The 20969-nt window shown below is 58.3% G+C and carries 23 protein-coding genes and 1 pseudogene; 13 read left to right on the forward strand and 11 right to left on the reverse strand.

Features of this window, described 5'->3' with window-relative positions; translation table 11 throughout:
- The first annotated feature begins 163 nt into the window (after positions 1-163).
- Positions 164-442 (forward strand): hypothetical protein, encoded by a 279-nt coding sequence (locus PSH97_RS06630; RefSeq protein WP_305448568.1) that lies wholly within the window; start codon positions 164-166, stop codon positions 440-442.
- Between the two features lie 190 nt (positions 443-632).
- On the opposite strand, the gene PSH97_RS06635 is transcribed toward PSH97_RS06630, so the two are convergent.
- Complete coding sequence (locus PSH97_RS06635) at positions 633-1154, reverse strand: hypothetical protein (protein ID WP_305448569.1); 522 nt, start codon at positions 1152-1154, stop codon at positions 633-635.
- A gap of 603 nt (positions 1155-1757) precedes the next feature.
- Here PSH97_RS06635 and PSH97_RS06640 point away from each other — a divergent pair.
- The 3 genes from PSH97_RS06640 (at position 1758) to PSH97_RS06650 (ending at position 3501) form a co-directional block, all read left to right on the forward strand.
- The gene (locus PSH97_RS06640; protein WP_305448570.1) at positions 1758-1949 is read left to right on the forward strand and encodes a YegP family protein; all 192 of its coding nucleotides are present in this window, start codon (positions 1758-1760) and stop codon (positions 1947-1949) included.
- A 202-nt stretch (positions 1950-2151) separates the two neighbouring features.
- Positions 2152-3078 (forward strand): LysR substrate-binding domain-containing protein, encoded by a 927-nt coding sequence (locus PSH97_RS06645; RefSeq protein ID WP_305448571.1) that lies wholly within the window; start codon positions 2152-2154, stop codon positions 3076-3078.
- 57 nt (positions 3079-3135) lie between these two features.
- Positions 3136-3501, forward strand: coding sequence for a 5-carboxymethyl-2-hydroxymuconate Delta-isomerase (locus PSH97_RS06650; protein WP_305448572.1), 366 nt, complete (start codon positions 3136-3138; stop codon positions 3499-3501).
- 3 nt (positions 3502-3504) lie between these two features.
- Here PSH97_RS06650 and PSH97_RS06655 read toward each other — a convergent pair whose 3' ends face one another.
- The 3 genes from PSH97_RS06655 to PSH97_RS06665 all read right to left on the reverse strand — a co-directional run bounded on the left by PSH97_RS06655 (position 3505) and on the right by PSH97_RS06665 (position 6734).
- Positions 3505-4440 carry a LysR family transcriptional regulator gene (locus PSH97_RS06655; RefSeq protein ID WP_305448573.1) on the reverse strand — a complete coding sequence of 312 codons (936 nt, stop codon included), beginning with the start codon at positions 4438-4440 and terminating at the stop codon, positions 3505-3507.
- 147 nt (positions 4441-4587) lie between these two features.
- Entirely contained in the window at positions 4588-5535 is a 948-nt protein-coding gene (locus PSH97_RS06660) for a DMT family transporter (RefSeq protein ID WP_305448574.1), read from the reverse strand.
- Positions 5536-5549: 14 nt separating this feature from the next.
- On the reverse strand, positions 5550-6734 hold the full coding sequence (locus PSH97_RS06665) for a cyanate transporter (protein ID WP_305448575.1): 1185 nt from the start codon (positions 6732-6734) through the stop codon (positions 5550-5552).
- 470 nt (positions 6735-7204) lie between these two features.
- Between PSH97_RS06665 and PSH97_RS06670 the strand changes: the two genes are divergently transcribed.
- The 6 genes from PSH97_RS06670 (at position 7205) to PSH97_RS06695 (ending at position 13739) form a co-directional block, all read left to right on the forward strand.
- Complete coding sequence (locus tag PSH97_RS06670) at positions 7205-8587, forward strand: glutamine synthetase family protein (protein WP_305448576.1); 1383 nt, start codon at positions 7205-7207, stop codon at positions 8585-8587.
- A 166-nt stretch (positions 8588-8753) separates the two neighbouring features.
- A complete protein-coding gene (locus PSH97_RS06675; RefSeq protein WP_305448577.1) occupies positions 8754-10403 on the forward strand; it encodes a phosphoethanolamine transferase in 1650 nt (549 codons plus the stop codon).
- 73 nt (positions 10404-10476) lie between these two features.
- Positions 10477-11139 carry a class I SAM-dependent methyltransferase gene (locus tag PSH97_RS06680; RefSeq protein WP_305448578.1) on the forward strand — a complete coding sequence of 221 codons (663 nt, stop codon included), beginning with the start codon at positions 10477-10479 and terminating at the stop codon, positions 11137-11139.
- Positions 11140-11262: 123 nt separating this feature from the next.
- Positions 11263-12396, forward strand: a complete 1134-nt coding sequence (gene rnd / locus PSH97_RS06685; RefSeq protein ID WP_305448579.1) for a ribonuclease D — start codon at positions 11263-11265, stop codon at positions 12394-12396.
- Positions 12393-12686 (forward strand): YcgL domain-containing protein, encoded by a 294-nt coding sequence (locus PSH97_RS06690; protein ID WP_305448580.1) that lies wholly within the window; start codon positions 12393-12395, stop codon positions 12684-12686. Before rnd ends, PSH97_RS06690 begins: the two co-directional genes overlap by 4 nt.
- A gap of 120 nt (positions 12687-12806) precedes the next feature.
- A complete protein-coding gene (locus tag PSH97_RS06695) occupies positions 12807-13739 on the forward strand; it encodes a D-2-hydroxyacid dehydrogenase (RefSeq protein WP_305448581.1) in 933 nt (310 codons plus the stop codon).
- Between the two features lie 56 nt (positions 13740-13795).
- Here PSH97_RS06695 and PSH97_RS06700 read toward each other — a convergent pair whose 3' ends face one another.
- Positions 13796-14389 carry a nitroreductase family protein gene (locus PSH97_RS06700; RefSeq protein WP_123721925.1) on the reverse strand — a complete coding sequence of 198 codons (594 nt, stop codon included), beginning with the start codon at positions 14387-14389 and terminating at the stop codon, positions 13796-13798.
- 277 nt (positions 14390-14666) lie between these two features.
- Between PSH97_RS06700 and PSH97_RS06705 the strand changes: the two genes are divergently transcribed.
- Positions 14667-15116, forward strand: coding sequence for a YcgN family cysteine cluster protein (locus tag PSH97_RS06705; protein ID WP_052966452.1), 450 nt, complete (start codon positions 14667-14669; stop codon positions 15114-15116).
- A gap of 12 nt (positions 15117-15128) precedes the next feature.
- A pseudogene (locus PSH97_RS06710) lies at positions 15129-15311 on the forward strand (hypothetical protein); the annotation flags it as partial.
- Between the two features lie 177 nt (positions 15312-15488).
- Here PSH97_RS06710 and PSH97_RS06715 read toward each other — a convergent pair.
- The 4 genes from PSH97_RS06715 to PSH97_RS06730 form a co-directional block, all read right to left on the reverse strand.
- Positions 15489-15866, reverse strand: a complete 378-nt coding sequence (locus tag PSH97_RS06715; protein WP_305448582.1) for a YgaP family membrane protein — start codon at positions 15864-15866, stop codon at positions 15489-15491.
- Between the two features lie 92 nt (positions 15867-15958).
- On the reverse strand, positions 15959-16429 hold the full coding sequence (locus PSH97_RS06720; protein WP_032830521.1) for an RNA methyltransferase: 471 nt from the start codon (positions 16427-16429) through the stop codon (positions 15959-15961).
- A 199-nt stretch (positions 16430-16628) separates the two neighbouring features.
- Positions 16629-17000, reverse strand: a complete 372-nt coding sequence (locus tag PSH97_RS06725; RefSeq protein ID WP_007898702.1) for a YajD family HNH nuclease — start codon at positions 16998-17000, stop codon at positions 16629-16631.
- 49 nt (positions 17001-17049) lie between these two features.
- Entirely contained in the window at positions 17050-17736 is a 687-nt protein-coding gene (locus PSH97_RS06730) for a spermidine synthase (RefSeq protein WP_305448583.1), read from the reverse strand.
- A gap of 96 nt (positions 17737-17832) precedes the next feature.
- Here PSH97_RS06730 and PSH97_RS06735 point away from each other — a divergent pair, with 96 nt between their 5' ends.
- Positions 17833-18123: a hypothetical protein gene (locus tag PSH97_RS06735; protein ID WP_305448584.1), complete on the forward strand. Its 291-nt coding sequence runs from the start codon at positions 17833-17835 to the stop codon at positions 18121-18123.
- 43 nt (positions 18124-18166) lie between these two features.
- Here the strand turns inward: PSH97_RS06735 and PSH97_RS06740 are convergent, their stop codons facing one another.
- Together PSH97_RS06740 and PSH97_RS06745 are read right to left on the reverse strand one after the other, a co-directional pair.
- On the reverse strand, positions 18167-18640 hold the full coding sequence (locus tag PSH97_RS06740) for a cyclic nucleotide-binding domain-containing protein (protein ID WP_038979360.1): 474 nt from the start codon (positions 18638-18640) through the stop codon (positions 18167-18169).
- 216 nt (positions 18641-18856) lie between these two features.
- The gene (locus tag PSH97_RS06745) at positions 18857-20911 is read right to left on the reverse strand and encodes a S9 family peptidase (RefSeq protein ID WP_305448585.1); all 2055 of its coding nucleotides are present in this window, start codon (positions 20909-20911) and stop codon (positions 18857-18859) included.
- Between the last annotated feature and the right edge of the window lie 58 nt (positions 20912-20969).

A 20969-nucleotide genomic window follows, 5' to 3' on the forward strand; every position in this document is an offset into this window, starting at 1 on the left:
ACTGCCCCGTCAATCGCGGATGACGGGGCTTCTATCGACCTGACCAGTACTCTGAAGTTCCCGCAGAAACGCCCACAGTAACGATAACCGGCGCAGTAGCCGAGTCAGTACCTTCGACGATTCTTGTTGTCTACTGGAAGCCGCGGATAGCGCGGCCTGCACCATGGAAAAAGCTCCCGTTTTTGCACTCATCTTGCTCTGCTTCACCTCAGTGGGTGCTTTCGCTGATGACCCGGACAAAGACATCCGGGAAGCGAATAAACGTTATTGGGAACGCCACCGGCAAATGGACAAGGCTGAGATGGAGGCGGACAGGGAACACGGGAAGTTCCATGAGGAGATGGATCGCGAAGAGCGCAAGCATTTCGAGGAAATGGAGCGGGAAGATGCCAAGAGTAGGACGGAGTTCTATCGAGAGCGGGAGAAAGCCTATCGTGAATAATTCAATTGGGGGCTTGGGCCGAAGGGCGCTTTACCGCGTCACTCGCCTGCTAAGCGCCTGATATGTCGAGCTGTGATTTCATGGGGGACGTTCAGCTTACTTGTTTGGCTGGCGTTTGGATCGCCCCCCGCTCTGTGCAAAGCCCGAAAAACGGGGGGTACGCTCCGCAGTGAAATGGTCAGTAAGGCACTTACTGGGTTGGTTTAGCTGCTGGCATCCCCATCATGTGCTGGTGCTGCATCATTTGATCCATCATCATTTGCTGCATTCCCATGTACCGATCCATCATGTACTGGTGCTGCTTCATCTGTTCGGGGGTCATGTTCGAGTAGTTACGGCGCATGTCCTGCCAGCCCATCATACGGCCGCTACTCTTCATTCCACCGTTCATCATGTTGTGGCCCATCATTCTATTGCCCCACATGCCGTTCATCATCCCCATCCCGCTTTGCATCATGGTCTGATGCTCTTGCAAGAGTTTCTGGCGTTCTTTGGGGTCTTTGGTCTGCTGGATTTTGCTCATTTGTTCCTGCATTTTCCGCAAGTTCTCTTGAGCTTGGGACATCTGTTTATCAAACTCCTCAACGTTAACTGTTGGTTGATCAGCTTGAGTGGAGGAGGTTGCTGATTGATCTGTTTTGTCTGCTGCTGCGACCCAAGTGGGGGCAAGGGCGACAGCAAATAAAATGGCAGCAAACTTTGGGGCTTTCATCGTTAGCTTCCTTTCCGAGCGGAGGTTAAGAAGGCTCTGACACCGGAAGTACACAGCATTCAGAATTAATGACGCAGATTGAGTTTAGCCCTGTGTAGTCCAGGTGATCTGATCTGCATCAATTGCCCCTGTCATGTCATGCATTCGCCCTGGAGCAACTACTCAGGCTTAGGCGAGTGATCGCGATAGGGGAGGGAGCTTGGAGATCGCCTCCAGCTTCTGTGCTGCGCTACGGTAGCCAATCGAATCTCTATCCCTCCGCCATTACATAGAAAAAGCCTCGTAGATTTTCATCTACGGGGCTTTTTCGTTTGCGCAGCTTTTTCCGTGGGCCCATTTTCGCGTTCGTCTGCTTTTTCCTCGAGATTTTGGTGTCGGATAAATCAACGCAACAGCGTGAGAAAAATATGCCTGTTCAAGGGAAAAATAACTCAACCGAGTCTCTTTAATTACCGCCCCCGTATCTATTGATCGTTTCGTCCATCAAGGTCTTTTCTGCGAAACATCCCCTGACATTGAAAGACGTTGCCTCAAAAAAACCTCATCTACTCTGTTTTCGCAGGTCACTGACCTGTCGTAATCAGCAATCGCAAGGAGCGATCAATGTATTTTGAGATTTACAGGCAAACCCGTGGCATTGCACAGACCGGCAAGGGTCAATGGCGCTGGCGTTTGCGGGCGGGGAATCATGAAACTATTGCCAGCGGGGAGGCTTACGTCAACAAGTCAGACTGCGAGCATGCCATCAGTTTGATCAAAGGGACTCACGATCAGACCCCGGTCAGGGAAATATAGGTTTCAGGGCGCTGAAGCTGCTCAATGGGAGCAGCTTCATTTGAACCGGGTGGTCTTACGGAGGTTGAGTGCCCTGGTTTTTTCTGGATCCGGTCGTGTGTTTTAAATACAAAGTGCTCGAGGTTGTTGCCAACCCGCATAGACGCCGATTACGACACCTCCCTAAACTGTCACCCAAGTCTTGGGGACCGGGGTGCAACGGATGAATCGCAACGAACTGCGCAAGGCCGACATCAACCTGATGGTGGTGTTCGAGACATTGATGCTCGAACGCAACGTCACGCGCGTGGCGGAGAAGCTGTTCCTCGGTCAGCCGACTATCAGCGCTGCGCTGAACCGTTTGCGGGCAATGTTCAACGATCCGCTGTTTATTCGGGTGGGCCATCGGATGGAGCCGACGGCGCGGGCCAAGGAAATTATTCAGCACCTGTCACCAGCACTGGATTCATTGTCTGTGGCGTTGAGCCTGACCCACGATTTCGATCCGCTCAGCAGTAACATGACGTATCACATCGGGCTGTCGGACGATGTCGAGTTCGGTTTGTTGCCGCCGTTGCTGCGTGCTTTGCGCCAGGAAGCGCCGAAGGTGGTGTTCGTGGTCCAACATGTCGACTACTGGCGCATTCCCGATCTGCTGGCGTCCGGCGATATCACCGTCGGTATCAGCCAGACCCGCGGCCTGCCAGCCAACGCCAAGCGCAAATTGCTGCGACACATCCAGCCCAGTATCTTGCGCGCAGACGCATCGGACACACCATTGACGCTTGATGAGTATTGCTCGCGGCCGCATGTGCTGGTGTCTCACACCGCCAATGTCAGTGGCTACGCCGATGAATGGCTGGCGGAGATCGGTCGTACACGCCACGTAGTGCTGTCCGTCCCGCAGTACAGTTCGTTACCGGCCTTGCTCGCCGGCACCGATCTGATCGCCAGCCTGCCCGATTACACGGCCGAGGCGATGGCCGCGTCCGGCCAACTGTTCAGGGAGCCGTTTCCGTTCAAAACACCGACCCTGGATTTGTCCATGGTCTGGCTCAGTCATGTCGACAGCGATCCGGCCGAACGTTGGCTACGTTCGCGCCTGGAGGCGTTTATGAGTGAGCATGCAATTCCTTCGCTGTCCCCGTGAGTAGGACAGCGCTGTGTTATATGTACGACCTTTCTGCCAATCTTCAGGAGCCCCGTCATGCCCCACCTGCACATGGAATACACCACCAACTTGCCCGAATTGAATGCCGATGTGGCGTTGATGAGACTCAATAATGCGTTGGTCGCTTCCGGGCAGTTTGGCGCTGAGTTCGACATCAAGGCTCGTGCCGTGAAGGTTGAGACTTTCAGGGTGGGCACTGCACTGGGCGAGCGGGCGTTCGTGCATGTGAAGCTGGCGATGTTGAGCGGTCGCTCGCCGCAGATCAAGAAGCAATTGTCTGATAGCTTGCTGGCGGTGGTGCAGGATTTATGTGAATGGCCGGTCGGTGTGGAGGTCCAGCTGTGTGTGGAAATCCTCGACATCGATCGAGAGTCCTACACCAAGACTGCCATCGGTCAATGAGTTTCAGGCCATTTCCTGTTCGACGCAGGCCTTGATCACTTGCTCACGCAGCCAGGTGTTGGCGCTGTCCTGATCGACGCTTTGACTCCACTGCATGTCGAGAGTGAAACCCGGTAAGCCGTTGGGTGCTTCGCAGTGATTAAAGATCGCCTCATTAGCCAGCAATTGCTGGATGCGACGGGGCAGGGTCAGGATGAAGTCGGTGCCGGTGATCATCTTCAGCGCCGCGCTGTAGCTGTTGGACCGCGCGACTATCTGTCTTTTGTGGGCCTGTTGAGCCAGCCAACCGTCGACCATATTGGTAGTGGATGTCCAAGGCGTCGGGAACACATGCCGGCGTTGAGTGAATGCTTGCAGGCTCAAGCGCGGTTCCAGCGGCGTGGCGCGTTTGTCGAAGACACAGACCAAGTCATCTTCCAGCAGCCTCCTGGTGTTGAAATCGGCGTGGCTACGATGAAAATCCGGGCCGAAACAGATCACCAGGTCGAGGCTGCCATCGCGCAGTTCTTCGGCCGGGATGTCGGTTTCGAACTTGTGCATGTTGACCATCACCGGCAGGTCGGCGAAATCGAAGCTCTTCAACAAGCGCGGCAGGATCAACTGCTCGAAGTATTCCGGCGCACAGATATTAAAGGTGACCGGTTGCAAGGTCGGGTCGAACGTCGGTGTTCCGGCGTGGCACAGGTTGATGCTTTCGAGAATCTTCAGCACATGGGTATACATGGTGCTGGCTTTGTAGGTGGGGCGCATACCCGTGCGGGTATTGATGAATAACTCGTCTTCGAAACTGGTACGCAGTTTCTTCAGGCAGTAACTCACGGTGGACTGGCTGACGCAGAGCGCCTCCGACACGCCGGTGACGCTGCTTTGCTCATACACGGCGACGAACACCATGAGGTCCTGCATGTCGAGCTTTCTAAGCAAGTTACTGTTCAGCATCCGTTCTGTCTCGCTGTGCTCCTTGCGCAGACTGTGCGCAAATGTGTGCGAACGATCCTAGCGGAACGATGGTGCCAAGAGAATGCCTTGTAGGACGTTTCATGGTCAGTTGTGGGACAGAAAATGTTACCAACACGACCTATGAATTCAATCTCTTGAAAGCTGGCCAGAGGCCTTTAACGCTGATGGCTGCGCGGGGATCGCGTCGCGGCTGGATATTAGCAGCGCCAACATGCCGATGCCCACCAGTAAAGCGCCGATGATCTCCAGGGTTAATGGCGACTGGCGCAGCCAGAACCAGTGGAAAAGCGTAATGAACAGTGTACTCAGGTAGATGTAGGAAATGACTGAGGAAGGGGCGATGACGCCAATGGCTCGATGCAGTAGCCAGAAGGTCGCCAAGGTGGCGAACAGTGCCAGGTAGATCAACCACCAAAGATCGCTCGCAGTCAGCAACGACGCTGACCGCCAGCCGCCGCTGAACCCACAGAAGGCCAAGAGAAACAGTGCGCCGAACAGCATGTTCCAGAAAGTCATGCCCACCGGGCCGCGACCCTTGAGGCTGTTGGCCTTGAACCGTTGACTCAGGGGCGAGTAGAGCGCCATTGCCAGGCAGCCGACGCCGTACACCGACACGGCATAAAGCGACGGCAGTTCGCCGGGGCCTGCACCTTTCAACACCAGCAACACGGCACCCGCCGCGGCAATCAGCATGGGCAATACACGTTGTTTCAGGCTGCTGTCGGGTATCAGGAAGGCTTCGAACAGCAGCGTCAGCAACGGCACCAGAGTAAACATCGTCCCGGTGTTGACCGTCGAGGTGTAGCGCAGCGCTTCGAACAACGAGCCGAAATACAGCGCCAGCAGCATACCAAGCACGGCATGACCGAACAGGCCACGGACGGTCATGACGGTATCGCCCTTGAACAGCAGCAGGGGCAAAAATACCAAGGCGCAAAACAGCAGGCGCAAACCGGTCAGCAGAATCGCGTCGATGGCCTGGCTGACCTGGGCTGCTGCGGAAAACGAGACGGCAATCAACAGAGCCCAGAGCAGCATGCCGATGTGAGCGGCAGCAAAACCTGTGTATTTCATGATGAGATTCCGGGTCAGTGTATGTGCTTGGCGTAATGTCGCGGATCGAAGCGCAGAACCATCAGAATCATCAGCGCCATGACGCCCGTCAATGACCACCAGGCCCATTCGAAACTGCCCATCTGATCGCGAATCATCCCGGCCATCAGCGGCGAGAGGCCGGCAATCAGGTAGCCGATGCCTTGCACGAAGGCGGTCAGGCCGCCAGCGCGTTGGGGATTGTCCAGATGATCCAGCGACACGATCAGACTCATCGAAAATAACCCCCCGATACCCAGCCCCAATAGGCATGGCCATAGCAGGCTCAGGTGTTGCGGGCTCAGAATCAGCCCGCAGAAACCGGCCATGATCAGGGTCAGCAACACCACCAGCACCAGGCGGCGATCGCGGCTGCGATTAGCGATGGCGGGTGTCAGTAGCCCCGACAACACTTCCATGGCGGTCAAAAAGCCAAGCAACAAACCGGCTTGCTGTTCGCTCCAACCTTTCTCCACGTAATACGGCGCCAACCAGGCCAGTACACAGGTGTAGGACGCCGTGCCCAGGCCGAAGAAGATCGCGAGTAACCAGGCGCGGGAATTGGTGAAAAAGGATTCGTTGCTTGATGATTTTGCACTGGGTGTCGGCCTTCTCGAGCGTTGAGCGCTCCAGAACAGCAACGCCACCAGCGCCAGCGCTGCCCAGATCGCCAACCCCACTCGCCAACTGTCGGTGCGGGTCATCACCAGCGGTGCAAACGACGCCGCGATTGCCGCGCCGCCCATGATCGACGTCACGTAGAGACCCATGCATACGGAAACGTTGTCGCTGAAACGGGACTTGATCAGGGCGGGCATCAACGCCTGAATCAGTGCAATGCCGATGCCGGCCAACACGGCACTCAGGATCAGTTCCGCCGCCGAATCCAGGAACAGCCGCGACACCGTGGCCAGCCCGATGATCAGCAGCGACAGCACCACGGTGCGCTGCTCGCCCAGGCGCTGACTGACACCGATACCGAAGAACATCGCCAATCCCATCGCCATGACTGGCAGCATCGTCAGGAGCGAGGCCAGGCTGAAACTCAGCGGGATGTCACCGCGAATGGCTGACAGCAGGGGGCCGACGGCGGCCATCGACGGACGCAGGTTCAGGGCGACAAGAATGATGCTGAACATCAGCCAGGTGGCTGGACGGGAGGTTGCGCGAACGTTTTCCATAATCGGACCTTCAGAAACAAGGAGCCGATTAGGCGCGCGAGCTCCAGAGGCCGCAAATCAGAAAGTCTGGAGCAGTATTTAAAAATTAAATAGCTGTGATGCAATGTAGGTCCAATGTGCGAGCCTGCTCGCTCCCAGAGGGGGAGGTGGTGTTTGGTAGGTTTTGTTCACTTAAGGCATTAAGTGAATGTTTAGCCAATCCGTACCCAAGGTTCTTCAACTCCATATTGAACGACTTAACCACCCGTGTGACGCTGCTGCTCATCTGTTTACGGCGGTCTTTTCTATGGACGCTTGTCCGGTCGCACTTCCCTCCGAACTGGCCTTCTGGGCGCTATGGCACTGCCGCCACGCCCGCCCGCCGGATTCCTGCATGTCCCGTTGATTGTTCTGACAGGCCCCGCGCTGTGCGTCGGGGTCAAACCGGCGGCGCCTGTGCGTTTGCCTGACGCGGATAGACGAGAATTCCCATGAGCTGTGCCACGACATCCTTCGCCACGAAAGAAGAAGCCCTGTCCTTCCTGGAACACCATCCGGATATCGAGATGTTTGAGCTGTTCATCCTCGACAACAATGGTGTGCCACGGGGCAAGTTGCTGCATCGCGATGAACTGCTGGCAGTGTACGAAAGCGGGCGGCCGCTGCCGAGTACCATTCTGGGCCTGACCATCAATGGCGATGACGTGGAGAATTCCGGGCTGGTCTGGGATGTCGGTGATATCGATTGCCGGGCCTACCCGATCAGCGGCAGTTTGCAGCGTATGCCGTGGCGATTGATTCCCACGGCGGCGGTGCAGGTCAGCATGCATCCAAAAGAAGGCATGCCCGCGACCATCGCCGACCCACGGCACCTGCTGGCCAAGGTTATCGAAGGCTTGCAGGCCGACGGTTATTACCCGGTGATGGCGGCGGAGCTGGAGTTCTATTTGCTGGATCAGCAGCGTGACAGCAACGGTCGGCCGCAGCCGGCGCGGGATGTCGATGGCGGGCGGCCACGTGGGACTCAGGTCTATGGCTTACGTGAGCTGGAGCAGATCGAGCCGTTTCTGGCCGACCTCTATAGCGCCTGCAAGCTTCAGGGCATTCCGGCGCGCACGGCAATCTCCGAATACGCGCCGGGGCAGGTGGAAATCACCCTCGAACACCGCACCGATGCTTTGCAGGCGATGGACGAAGCGGTGCGCTACAAACGGCTGGTCAAGGGCGTGGCCCACAAACACGGGATGACCGCCTGTTTCATGGCCAAGCCTTTCGATGACCTGGCCGGCACCGGCATGCACATGCACGTCAGCCTGGCGGACAAGGACGGCAATAACCTGTTCGCCAGCGAAGCCCCGGACGGCACGCCACTGCTCAAACAAGCGGTAGGCGGAATGCTCAGTACGTTGCTCGATTCATTGCTGTTGTTCTGTCCGAATGCCAACTCGTACCGTCGTTTCCAGACCAACAGCTATGCACCACTGGCGGCCACCTGGGGTGTGGACAACCGCACCGTGAGCTTGCGGGTGCCCGGCGGGCCGGCATTCTCCCGGCATATCGAACACCGCATCTGCGGCGCTGACGCCAACCCGTATCTGGCGGCTGCGGCGATTCTGGCCGGTATTCATCGCGGCATCCGCGAGCAGCTTGACCCAGGGGCACCGGTCGAGGGCAACGGCTACGCCCAGGCCACGGAATTGTTGCCGACCGACTGGTTGACCACATTACGAGCGCTGGAGGCTTCGAACTGGGCTCGGGAGGCCTTCGGCAGTGAGTTTCTTGGCGTGTATCTGGCAGTGAAACGTGCCGAATACCGGCAGTTCATGGGCGAGGTCGGTGAGCAGGACTGGCGCTGGTATCTGCATCAGGCGTGAAACTAGCCTCCATTGTTGAAAGTTTGGGCCTAATGCCATGAGCCAACTAATCGTTGGCTTCTTTTTCACGAAAAATTGATGGTTGGCTGCTTAACATTTGTGTTGTCGCGGTAAATGAAATTTTCACATTTACCGCGGGCACTTCTTTCAGGAACAGCCAATCATCATGTTGAAGTTCAAAGCCGTGCGCCCCGAGTGGGTGACGTTGATTGCCAGTGCCTTTTTATTGGCTGGGTTCAATATAGTTCTCTGGCAACACCTGTTTGAGATCACCGCAGCAGACGGTCAAGGCATCGCCATGCGTGTCGCGTTCGGGGTAATGATCCTGGCGGCCTTCAACATTGTGCTGACCTTGCTGGCGTTCCGGCCTGTGATGAAACCTCTGTTGACGCTGATCTTTTTGGTCAGTGCCGGCGTGGCCTATTTCATGAGCCAATACGGTGTACTGATCGATGCCGGTATGTTTCGTAACTTCGCAGAAACCAATGCCACAGAAGTACGCGACTTACTGTCTGTGAAGTTGTTTGTTTATATTGTATTGCTCGGAGTTTTACCGTCGTGGTTGTTGTGGAAAACGCCGGTTAATTACCGGCGCTGGCACCGGGAGTTATTAAGTAAAGTGCTGGTGAGTGTCGCATCGATTGCGGTGATCGGTGGTGTCGCCTTGGTCAACTATCAAGGTCTGTCGTCGTTGTTTCGCAATCACCATGAATTGCGCCTGATGGTGGTGCCAAGCAACTACATCGGTGCCTCGCTCGGCTATCTGCGCGAGCAAGTCGTTTCTGCCCGGCAGCCCTTCATCAACATCGGTGAAGACGCTCGGAAAAACCCGATCTGGCAGACCCACGGCCGTAAATCCCTGACGGTACTGGTGGTGGGCGAAAGTGCCCGGGCCGAGAACTTCGGCATCCTGGGTTATGACCGCGACACCACACCCAAACTGGATAAAGAGGCCGGCCTGATTGCCTTCACCGATGTGCATTCTTGCGGCACGGAAACGGCCGTGTCGGTGCCCTGCATGTTCTCCAACATGGGCCGCAAGGATTACAACGCCAGCAAGGCGAAGAACGAGGAAGGTTTGCTGGACGTGCTCAAACACGCCGGTCTGGAGGTGATCTGGCGCGATAACCAGTCGGGCTGCAAAGGTACTTGCGATCGGGTCACTGTCGACAACGTGAGTAACCTGAAAGACCCGGTGCTGTGCGCCAATAGCGAGTGCCGCGATGAAATTCTCCTGCAAGGTTTGCAGCACTTCATCGACACGCTGGATAAAGACACCGTGCTGGTATTGCACCAAATGGGCAGTCACGGTCCGGAATATTTCAAGCGCTACCCGAAAGAGTACGAACACTTCACGCCGGTGTGTGAAAGCAATGCGCTGAACAATTGCAGCCGCGAAAGTATCGTCAATGGCTACGACAACACGCTGGTGTACACCGACCATGTGCTGTCGACCCTGATCGACCTATTGCGCAGTAATCAGGACAAAGTCGATACCGCGATGCTCTATCTGTCGGACCACGGCGAATCCCTGGGCGAATACAACCTGTTCCTTCATGGCACGCCTTACATGCTGGCGCCGGAACAACAGAAGCATGTAGCGATGCTGGCATGGTTCTCCGACAGCTACCAAAAGTCGTTCTCGGTGGACACCCATTGCCTGCAATTGAGTCGCGAAAAGCCCTTGAGCCAGGACAATCTGTTCCATTCGATGCTCGGTTTGCTGGAGGTCAACAGCAAGGTCTACAACCCGGAGTTGGACATGTTTGCCGGGTGTCGCGGTGCAGTGATCGACGGTGTGCTGGCCAAAAAGTGAATCCGTCGACCTTTTTTTCACGCGCCAGTCGTTAACCTGCCGCCAGTCGATATTCCAATAAGAGCCATTGCACATGTCTGCGCAGTCCCCATCCGCCATCGAACTCGAGTTCGCCCGGCGCTACGATCAGGAACACGCCCGCGTCTGCCTTCAGTCGCGACCGCGTGGCCTGGCGGGGCGTTTGACGTTCTGGCGCGACGAGCAACTGGTGCGTAACGCGCTTCAGGTTGCTGGCGAACCGGGATTGATTCTTGATGTGGCCTGCGGTGCCGGGCGCTTCTGGCCGGTACTGGCCGAGCATGCGAATCGGGTGATTCTTGCCACCGATCCGTCCCAGGACATGCTCGATCACGCCCGCACCCACCATCCGCAGCACCTGCTGGAACGGATCAAGACCTTTCAAAGTTCAGCCTTCACCATCGGCTTGTCGGCGAACGCGGTTGATTGCATTTTTTGCATGCAACTGTTTCAACACATCGCCAGTCCTGAGCATCGGTTGGCCATGCTGGGCGAGTTCCATCGGGTCAGTCGCGATACGGTGATCGTGGCGGTGCGGGCTGATGCACATTTCAAACTGCACCGATCGGGTGTGGAAGGCGCACAGGCCCAGCCACAGGCGAGCAAGGCCGAGCTTGAGGCCGAGTTCAGGCAGGCGGGTTTCCACTTGCTCAGCCATCAGGACTTCCTCCCAGGTTGTGCGCGGATGCGGGTCTACGTGCTGCGTAAGGGCAGTTAGTTTCCTCCTGTCAGACTATTCTTGCGGTCCAGCAGGTATTTTCGCTAAAGCTCTTGTTCAGTGGAGGCGCGGAAATCGCCGGGGGCGATATATACTGCGCGCCATTCTTCAAGGGAGAGCCGTGTGGCCATCGATATTCACTGGATTCGCGACAACGATAGCCTCGGTCAGTTTTGCGCCGAGTGGCAGCAGCTGCCATTCGTTGCCCTCGACACCGAATTCATGCGGGTCGACACCTTTTACCCGATCGCAGGCCTGCTGCAGATCGGCGATGGCGTACGCGCTTACCTGATTGATCCACTGACCATCGACAATTGGCAGCCATTGGCCGCGTTGCTGGAAAACCCTGCCGTGGTCAAGGTCGTGCATGCGTGCAGCGAAGACCTCGAAGTCCTGCTGCGCCTGACCGGCAGCCTGCCGGCGCCGCTGTTCGACACCCAACTGGCCGCCGCTTACCTGAACCTCGGTTTCTCCATGGGTTATTCGCGGCTGGTGCAGGAAGTGCTCGGCATCGACCTGCCCAAGGGCGAAACCCGTTCCGACTGGCTGCAACGTCCGCTGTCCGACACCCAGATCAGCTACGCCGCCGAAGATGCCTTGCACCTGGCGGAAGTTTTCGTACAGCTGCGTCCGAAGCTTTCTGACGAAAAATACGCCTGGGTTTTGGAAGACGGTGCCGAGCTGGTGGCCAACCTGCGTCGCGAGGTCGACCCGTATGAGGTCTATCGCGACGCCAAACTGGCCTGGAAACTGTCCCGCGCCCAACTCGCCGTGTTGCGTGAGCTTTGCGCCTGGCGTGAGACGCAGGCCCGTGCCCGTGATCTGCCGCGCAACCGCATCATCCGTGAGCATTCCCTGTGGCCATTGGCGCGCACGCAACCGGACAACCTCGGCGCGCTGGCGAAAATCGAAGACATGCACCCGCGTACCGTGCGTCAGGACGGCGAATTTCTGCTTGATCTGATCAAGCGCTCTGGCAGTGTGTCGCCTGATCAATGGCCACCGGCGGTGCCGGAGCCGTTGCCGGTGGACGCCGCCGCGCTGGTCAAACAGCTGCGCGCCATCGGCCAGGCTGAAGCCGAACGCCTGAACATCGCGCCAGAACTGATGCTGCGCAAGAAAACCCTGGAAGCGCTGCTCAAGAGCGGCTTCCCCAATGGTCCTTACCAATTGCCTGATTCGCTGCGTGGCTGGCGCCGCGAATTGATGGGCCAGGCGCTGCTCGACAGCCTGGCCACCGCCGGAGAACAGCCTTGAAACGTATTTGCTCCATCTATCGAAGCCTGAAGAAAAACGAGATGTACCTCTATGTGCTCAAAAGCGATGCACTGGAGCGCGTTCCGGAAAGTCTGATGGCGGCCTTCGGCAAACCGCATCACGCTTTCGATCTGGTGCTGACACCGGAGCGCAAGCTGTCACGCGAAGACATCACGGTGGTGCTGGAAAACCTCGAGAAACAGGGCTACCACCTGCAAATGCCGCCGGCCGAAGATGAATACATCGAGCATCTGCCGGAAGAATTGCTGCGACGTAACGATCCGATATAGTCGGCAGACAGGCTCTGTTCAGAGCCTTTATGAAACACTGGAATGATTTTGGCGATGGCCAGGGCGATGGAGTGAAACTCCGTCGGCGGCCGTCTGCACTGTTTTTGAAAGGTTTGAACCATGCGCGTTCTGATTGCTGAACACGACCACCCTGTGTATGCCCAATTGTTGCGTCAGGCAGCGCCTGATCTGGAAGTATTGACCAGCGGTGATTCCGCCGAACTGGCCCGTCAGGCCGCCGAATGCCAGGTCTGGCTCGGTCAGCCGGACCTGCTGGCGACCTTGCTGCGTCAGGGCCACGAACCACAATGGCTGCAATCGACCTGGGCGGGCATCACTCCGCTGCTGGCCGACGGCTTGCCTCGGCACTATCGCCTGACCCGGGCGGTAGGGATTTTCGGTCAGGTCATGGCCGAATACGTACTGACTTATATGCTCGGCCACGAGCGCGAAGTACTGGCGCGGCTGGTCAGCCAGGTCGAGCGCAAATGGGACAATCGTCAAGGTCAAAGCCTGGCCGGACGCAAGGTGTTGATCGTCGGCACCGGTGACATCGGTCAGACCGTGGCCCAGTTTCTGTTGCCGTTTGGCGTCGAGTTATACGGCATCGCCAGCACCGCCCGGGAGCAGGCACCGTTTGTCGAAGTCGGCGCGCTGAGCGACTTGCCGCGCCTGGTCGGCGAAGTGGATTACGTGATCAATCTGCTGCCGAACACCCCGAATACTCACGACCTGTACGACGCCGCACTGTTCAAGCAATTCAAGCCGACGGGGTTGTTCATCAACGTCGGGCGCGGCGTGGCGGTGGTTGATGCGGATCTGGTGGAAGCCTTGAAGGAAGGGCATCTGGCCGGGGCCGTGATTGACGTCTGCCGTCAGGAACCGCTGCCGCAACGCCATCCGTTCTGGACTGCGTGGGGCCTGCTGTTGACCGGGCACAGTTCGGCACCGACTTCGCCACCGATGATGGTGAAGTTGTTCGTCGAAAACCTGCGGGCGTATCAGGCGGGCGAAGCGTTGCGTGGGGAAGTGGACTTCAATCGCGGGTATTGAATTCACCCAGCTGATCGTTCCCACGCGGAGCGTGGGAACGATCAGGTCCGGTGCGTTTAGAGGGTGAAATCACCCTCGGCCGCCAACTCGCTCAGCGGACGACGCGGGCTTGGCTCTTCGCGCGCTTGCAGGTACTCGGCCAGCGTCGCCTTGTCGCCCAGCTTGCCGATCGCTACCGCCGCGTGCAGCGCATAACCCTCAGGAATATTCAGCTCTTTGCGAGTCAGTTCCTGATCGAAACCGGCCATGCCGTGGGTGTGCCAGCCGCTGATGCTCGCTTGCAGCGCCAGGTGGCCCCAGGCCGAACCGGTGTCGAAGGTGTGCGACAGCGCCGGTGTTTCTTCGGTGGCGCCAGGTATCGCAAAGGTGGTTTTCGAGACCACGATCACCAGTGCCGAGGCGTGCTGCGCCCAGCTGCGGTTGAACTCGTTCAGCAGGCCCAGGTAACGCTCCCAATTCGGCGTATCGCGACGCGCATAGAGAAACCGCCAAGGCTGCGAGTTGTACGCCGATGGCGCCCAGCGTGCGGCTTCGAAGAAGCTCAGGAGCGTCTCTTCGGCAATGGTTTCGCCAGTGAAGGCACGGGGCGACCAGCGATCGGTGAACTGAGGGTGAATGGCGTAATCGGCAACGCGTGGGTTAGCACTCATCAAAAGATTCCTTAACGTTTGAAAGTGAGGGTCGTCTAAAACCGGCGGGCGCAGTTGAGCTGGGCGATAGGGTTTTCCGAGAGCCTGGGCCGTTCACCTGAATGCAACGCGGTTGAGCGTTAATGGCACCTGGCTAGGGCTCCTTGCGACTGTCAAAGCTACCGGGCGGCGCAAAAACTCACAAGTACCGTGTACCGGCAGTCGCCAATGCTTGGCCCGCCAGTCCCTTGGCACTAGACTGGCGGCCTTTTCACCACCTGATGTTGATGCTTGAGCCATGGCCGCCAAAGTCGAACCGTTCTGGATACGCAAAACCCTCGATCAACTCGATCAAGAGGAATGGGAATCGCTGTGCGACGGCTGTGGCCTGTGCTGCCTGCAAAAACTCGAGGACGAAGACGACAACGCCGTCTACTACACGCGCATCGCCTGCAAACTGCTGGACCTCAAAACCTGTCAGTGCACCGATTACCCCAACCGCCGCGACTTTGTGCCCGATTGCATTCAGCTCACGCCGGGCAAGGCTGACGAATTCAAATGGTTGCCGCCGACCTGCGGCTATCGACTGGTCAGCGAAGGCAAGGACCTGCCGCTCTGGCATCACCTGGTGTGCGGTGATCGCGAGGCGGTGCATCACGAACGTATTTCCCAATCCGGGCGCATGCTCGCCGAGGGCAGCGTGGCCGAAGATGATTGGGAAGACCATCTGATTTTCCGCGCGGGTTAATTTGTGGCGAGGCAGGGCATGCGCCGCATGGACGTGCTGCCGCTGCTGACGTTCGTGTGGCCGCAAGTGCAGGCGGTTTTTCCGCGTTATTCCGGCAAGCTGCTGATTGTCGGCGCCAACGACCCGATGTGGCGCGGCAGCCTTGCCGCGCGTGAATCGATCTTCCTGAACACGCGTCTGCCGCTGATCCGAGAGCGTTATAGGCGAGTCTTCCAAGGTGCTTGATACCGGGTTGCTTCAGTAATACCGCTTCGCGGGCAAGCCTCGCTCCTACAGGATTCGTGGCGTACGCAACTTGTGTGAACACCGCCAATCACTGTAGGAGCGAGGCTTGCCCGCGAAGAGGCCCTAAGTCCCACCGTAACTTTCGGATCAGACCCCGGCCTTCGGCGAGTTCAACGAATCATTACCCGTCACGGTCGCCGTGCTGGTCGCCGCTTCGGCATTGGCTTTCATGCGGCTCAGCTCATCCCCGGCGCGCTCGATTCTCGCGCGGGCGTTTTCCATGTCCTGACGATTCTTTTCCAACAGTCTTTTCGCCGAGCAATGCCCAGTGATTCCCCGGGCCAGGGCCATGCCGCCAATGGCTATTTCAATCAATCCGAATACGCCGCCGCGTCGCAGGCCTTTGCTTAGCATGACCACGCCACCCGCCAGGGAGCCGGCGCGCTCCCAGCCGTGAACGTTCTTTTCGGAAGGGCTCTGGAACGGGGTGGTTTCGATACGTTCTACAGGATTGAATTCGCGCATGATCTGTCTCCAGGCAGGGAAGGGCTGCTTCAGCAATAGATATTTAGCTGACTGCCTGGGCGAGCGGCTTGTTCCATCGAATATGCGGCAATTCAGCGGAATTTCGGTCCGGAGCGGGTGTTGTTACCTTTGGCCATGCGGTCGTACAGCACAACGTTGACGGTGGCCGCCAGGTTCATGCAGCCGGTGGTCGGGATGTAGACCACGTCTTCGCACCAGTCGCGGATTTCTTTATCCAGCGAACCGTCTTCGGGGCCAAAGATGTAGAGGGCGCGATCCGGGTGAGTGTATTCCGGCAGCGAGCGGGCGCCGTCGACCAGTTCGACCGCGACCGGCACACAGCCCAAGGGCAGGATTTTTTTCAGGTCGTCGATGCCGATCAGTGGAATGTCGTAGTGGACTCTCTTGGTGTCGGTGACGAAGTCGGCGGCGCGCTCATAGCGTTTGCCGGTGTAGAAGACCGACGCCACGCCATAGCAGCCGGCGGCGCGCATCACCGAACCGACGTTCTCCGGTGATTTGGGGTTATACAAACCAATGCAGCTGTACCGTTTGTCTGCCACGAGGGGGTGCCTTCGGATTAAAAAGCGCGATTATACGGAGATTGGGGGAGGGGAGTTCAGTTTGGAGATTGGACCAATTGCTATCGCGGGCAAGCCCGCTCCCACAGGGTTATGCGGCGTACACAGCATTTGTGATCACCGCCAATGACTGTGGGAGCGGGCTTGCCCGCGATGGGGCCGGTTCAGGCGCCGAAGATCTTCAGTCTTCTTTCTTCATGAGTCCGGCCAACGCCGCAAACGGGTTGTGCGTCGCCTTGGCAATTTTCGGCGTACTCAGCGAGCCTTCGTCGAAATACTGCTGATCGGTATAGCGCGAGTGTTCGTTGTCATGGCAATACAGGCACAACAGCTCCCAGTTCGAACCGTCCTGAGGGTTGTTGTCGTGGTTGTGGTCGCGGTGATGAACGGTCAATTCGCTCAGGCGCTTGCCGGAGAACTCACGGGCGCAGCGGCCGCACACGTGCGGGTACATCTTCAGGGCTTTGTCGCGGTAACCCATTTCCTTGTCGCGCTGGTTGTCGGCAAGGATGCGGTCCAGCTTCGACGTGTTGGTTGGGGTGGACGAACTCATGGGTTCACCTTTGTAAAAAGACTAATGACGGTTATGACGTGAGTTTAGCTCAGCCCTTGAGCTTTTCGGCAATCCAGATGGTATGGCGGGTGCCCTTGTTGCCGTGGGCGAAGACTTGCACTTCCTCGGCCTTGAAACCGGCCTTTTTCAGCTTGTCGGAAAACTGCCGGTCGGCGCTGGCCGACCACACCGCCAGCACGCCTTTTGGCCGCAGGGCCTTGGCGCAGGCGCTCAGGCCCCCAGCGGAATAGAGCCAGCTGTTAGCCTTCTGGGTCAGACCTTCGGGGCCGTTGTCGACGTCGAGCATGATTGCATCGAAACCTTGTGGCTCGGCTTGCAGCACCTTGGCCACGTCTTCCATGCGAATCACCGTACGCGGGTCGAGCAGCGGGTTGCCGGCTTTCTCGCCCAGCGGCCCGCGGTTCCACTCCACCACGCCGGGTACCAATTCGGCGACCACCACTTCAGCCATTTTGCCCAAATGCTTGAGCGCCGAGGCAAGGGTGAAGCCCATGCCCAGGCCGCCGATCAACACGCGCGAATTCGGCCGGCCGGCGACCTTGCGGCAGGGGATTTCCGCCAGGGCATCTTCGGAGCCGTGCATGCGGGTGTTCATCAACTGCCCGCCGTCACCGCCCTGAATCTTGATGACGAAATCCTCGCCGTATTCGAACAGGCACAGGGCACCGCCGTTTTCAGGGATGGGGGTGGTGTCGAGCAGAACGAAACGTTTCATGGGGCTCTCTTGAGGAGAAATTGACATACGGAGGAAGGCAAACACGCGCAGTTGGGAGTAGCCTGCAAAAAGACAACAAGGCCAACGGAGCCATTGATGAAGCGCACCATTCTAACGGTCATTGCCCTGGCCGCGCTCTCGATAACTGCAGTGCAGGCCCAGGAGCTGCAAACCATCCCCACCAGCCCCGTGCCGATGCCCGGCTCACCCGGCACCGCCACCCCGACGCCGTACCCGCAGATCACCCCGACCAGCGTGCCCAAAGCCGGTTCCGGCAGTGGCGGGCCACCGCTGTTGCCGCCGATCGAAATGCCCAACCCGCCCAAGGACCAGCCCTTGCCGGGCCTTGAGCCGAGCACGACGAAAATCAAAACGCCGGGCGGGTAGTGTCTGTTTCACAAATACTATTTGTGAAACCTGAGACAGGACACTAAATCTGCTGCGAGAGCAGTTGCCCGTCGGCCATGCGCAAGCGTTTGGAGAGGGAGACGGCGAGGGCGCGGATGATTTTGGCGGCGATTTTCGGCGCGTCGTTGAGCATCTTTTCCAAGGAGTCCTTGCCCAGGTTGAGCAACTGGCAATTGCTCGCGGCCACGCAACTGGCTGAACGCCGTTCGCCGTCGAGCACGGCCATTTCGCCGAACGCCCGACCGCTGCGCAACGTGGCCATGGTCACCCGTTGCCCGTCGCTGTTGGTCTTTTGCACCGCAACCTGGCCGGTGTGGATGATGCACATGAAACTGCCGGCATCGCCCTCATGGAAAATTTCTTCACCTTCGGCGATGGTGCTGATGCTGAAGTAACCCGAAGCCGCCACGAAGTCTGCCGGCAGCAGTTGATCGAACAGGCCGCAGTCCATCAGCCAGTCGCGAATTTCGTTGTTCAGTAAGGTCGGTTCTGACATGTCGTCACGGTCTTTTTCTTGTGTCTGTGTCTGTTCCGGGCCTTCAGTCACCCATCATCCCCTGTGGGAGCGGGCTTGCCCGCGATGACGATGTCACAGCCAATGTTGATATGGAATGTGATGGCCTCATCGCGGGCAAGCCCGCTCCCACAGGGGATGTGTGTGGTTTCGGGTCCCGGCGTCTGGTGTTAAGACCGGCACACCGGGCCAAGTTCCTCAGGCGATGCCCAAAACCTTCAAAACAAATGCGTATTCGAGGGCTACGTCACGTAATCCTTGATAACGACCGCTCATCCCTCCATGCCCGGCGCCCAGTTCAGTCTTGAGCAGCAGGGGATTGGTGTCGGTTTTGGTCGCACGCAATTTCGCCACCCACTTGGCCGCTTCCCAGTACTGCACGCGACTGTCGTTGTAGCCAGCGATCACCAGTGTTGCCGGATAGGCTTGCGCGGTGACGTTTTCGTACGGGGCGTAGGCCTTGATCCGATCATAGACGTCCGGTTCTTGCGGGTTGCCCCACTCGTCGTATTCCGTCACGGTCAGCGGCAGTTCCGGGTCGAGCATGGTGTTGAGTACGTCGACAAATGGTACTTCGGCAATCGCCGCAGCGAACAACTCCGGCCGTTGATTGAGTACCGCCCCGATCAGCAAGCCACCCGCGCTGCCACCGCTGATCGCCAGCTGTGATGGGGTGGTGAAGCCGTTGGCGATCAGGTGTTCGGCACAAGCGATGAAGTCGCTGAAAGTGTTGTGCTTGTGTTCCTGCTTGCCGGCGCGGTACCAGGCTTCGCCCAGCTCACCGCCACCGCGTACATGAGCAATGGCAAACGCCATGCCGCGATCCAGCAGGCTCAGGCGTGCGTGAGAGAACCACGGGTCGAGGCTTTCGCCGTAGGCACCGTAGCCGTACAGATAAAGCGGCGTCGGCTTGCCGAGGAACTCGCGTTTGACCACAAGGCTGATCGGCACTTGCGTACCGTCCGGGGCCATCGCCCACAGTCGCTGGCTGACGTACGCATCGGCGTCGAACGGACCGAGCACCGGGGTTTCCTTGAGGACTTTCTGCTCGCCGCTGCTCAGAATCAGCTGGCGGATCTGCGCCGGGCGGTTCAAGGCTTCGTAGCGCAGACGGATCCTGTCGCTGACAAATTCCAGGCTGTTCTGCACATGCAGGCTGTAGGCCGCGTCCGGCAATTGCACGCGATACGGCACCAAGTCCCGTGGGCGGACTTCGATGATCGGCAGGCCTCCTTCACGCAGGCTCAGGGTCATGGCCTCGGCGTTCAGGCTCATGCCTTCAAGCATCACCGTGTCGCTGTGGGGAATCAGGTTCTGCCAGTCGGCTTCGGTCGGCGCGACGCCAGTATCAGCGGCCTGGTACAGGGCGAAGTTGATGCCGTCGCGGTTGGTGCGGATCAGCCACGTCCACTCGCCATCAAGTTTGCCGTGGTCGACATCGTACTCATGATCTTCGACCCTCGGCGCCAGGCAGGTAAAGGCCTGATGCGGCTGCGAAGCGTCGAGCACCCAGACTTCGCTGGTGGTCTTGCTGCCCAGCGACAACAGCAGTTGCCGTTCGGAACTGGAGCGGTAGCAATGCAGGAAGAATCGGCCATCCGGCTCATGGAACACTTCTTCGGCCGCGGTGCCGTCCAGCCGATAGCGGAACAGTTTGTGCGGACGATGGGTGTCGTCGAGTTCGCCGAAGAACAGCGTCAGGCTGTCGTTGGCCCAGGTCATGCTGCCGTCGCAGTCCTGGAATTCCAGTTCGCTGACGCGGCCGCTGGATAATTCCTTCACGAACAGCGTGTAAATCTCTTCCCCGCTGGAGTCGATGCTGTAGGCCAGACGCTGGTGGTCCGGGCTGATGCTGAACGCACCCAGGGAAAAGAAGCCACCCTTGGCCAGCACGTTCGGATCAAGCAGCAGCAGTTCCTGGCTTTCGTCGATCTGCAGGCTGCCATCGGCCGGACGCGGGCAGCGGTAGTGACGGGCGTATTCGTCGCCGGCGGTGGTGCGGGTGTAATACAGGTACGGGCCCCAGGGCGAGGGCAGCGACAGATCGGTTTCGAGAATCCGCCCCTTGATCTCTTCGAACAGGGTTTCGCGCAGGCCGGCCTGATCGGCGGTTTGCGCCTCTTGATAGCGGTTTTCAGCTTTCAGGTAATCGAGCACCGCGTCGGTGTCGCGCTCCTGCAGCCAGGCATACGGGTCAGAACCGTCGGCCTTGTGAGCAATCGGAGCGCTGGTGACGTTGGCGTATAAGGGCATGAATGGCTCTCGAACAATGTACGGAATAGGGTTTTGCAGGCGACATGCAAATCTTGAT

Origin of the sequence: Pseudomonas cucumis (genome assembly GCF_030687935.1) — a bacterium.
GTDB classification, from domain to species: domain Bacteria; phylum Pseudomonadota; class Gammaproteobacteria; order Pseudomonadales; family Pseudomonadaceae; genus Aquipseudomonas; species Aquipseudomonas cucumis.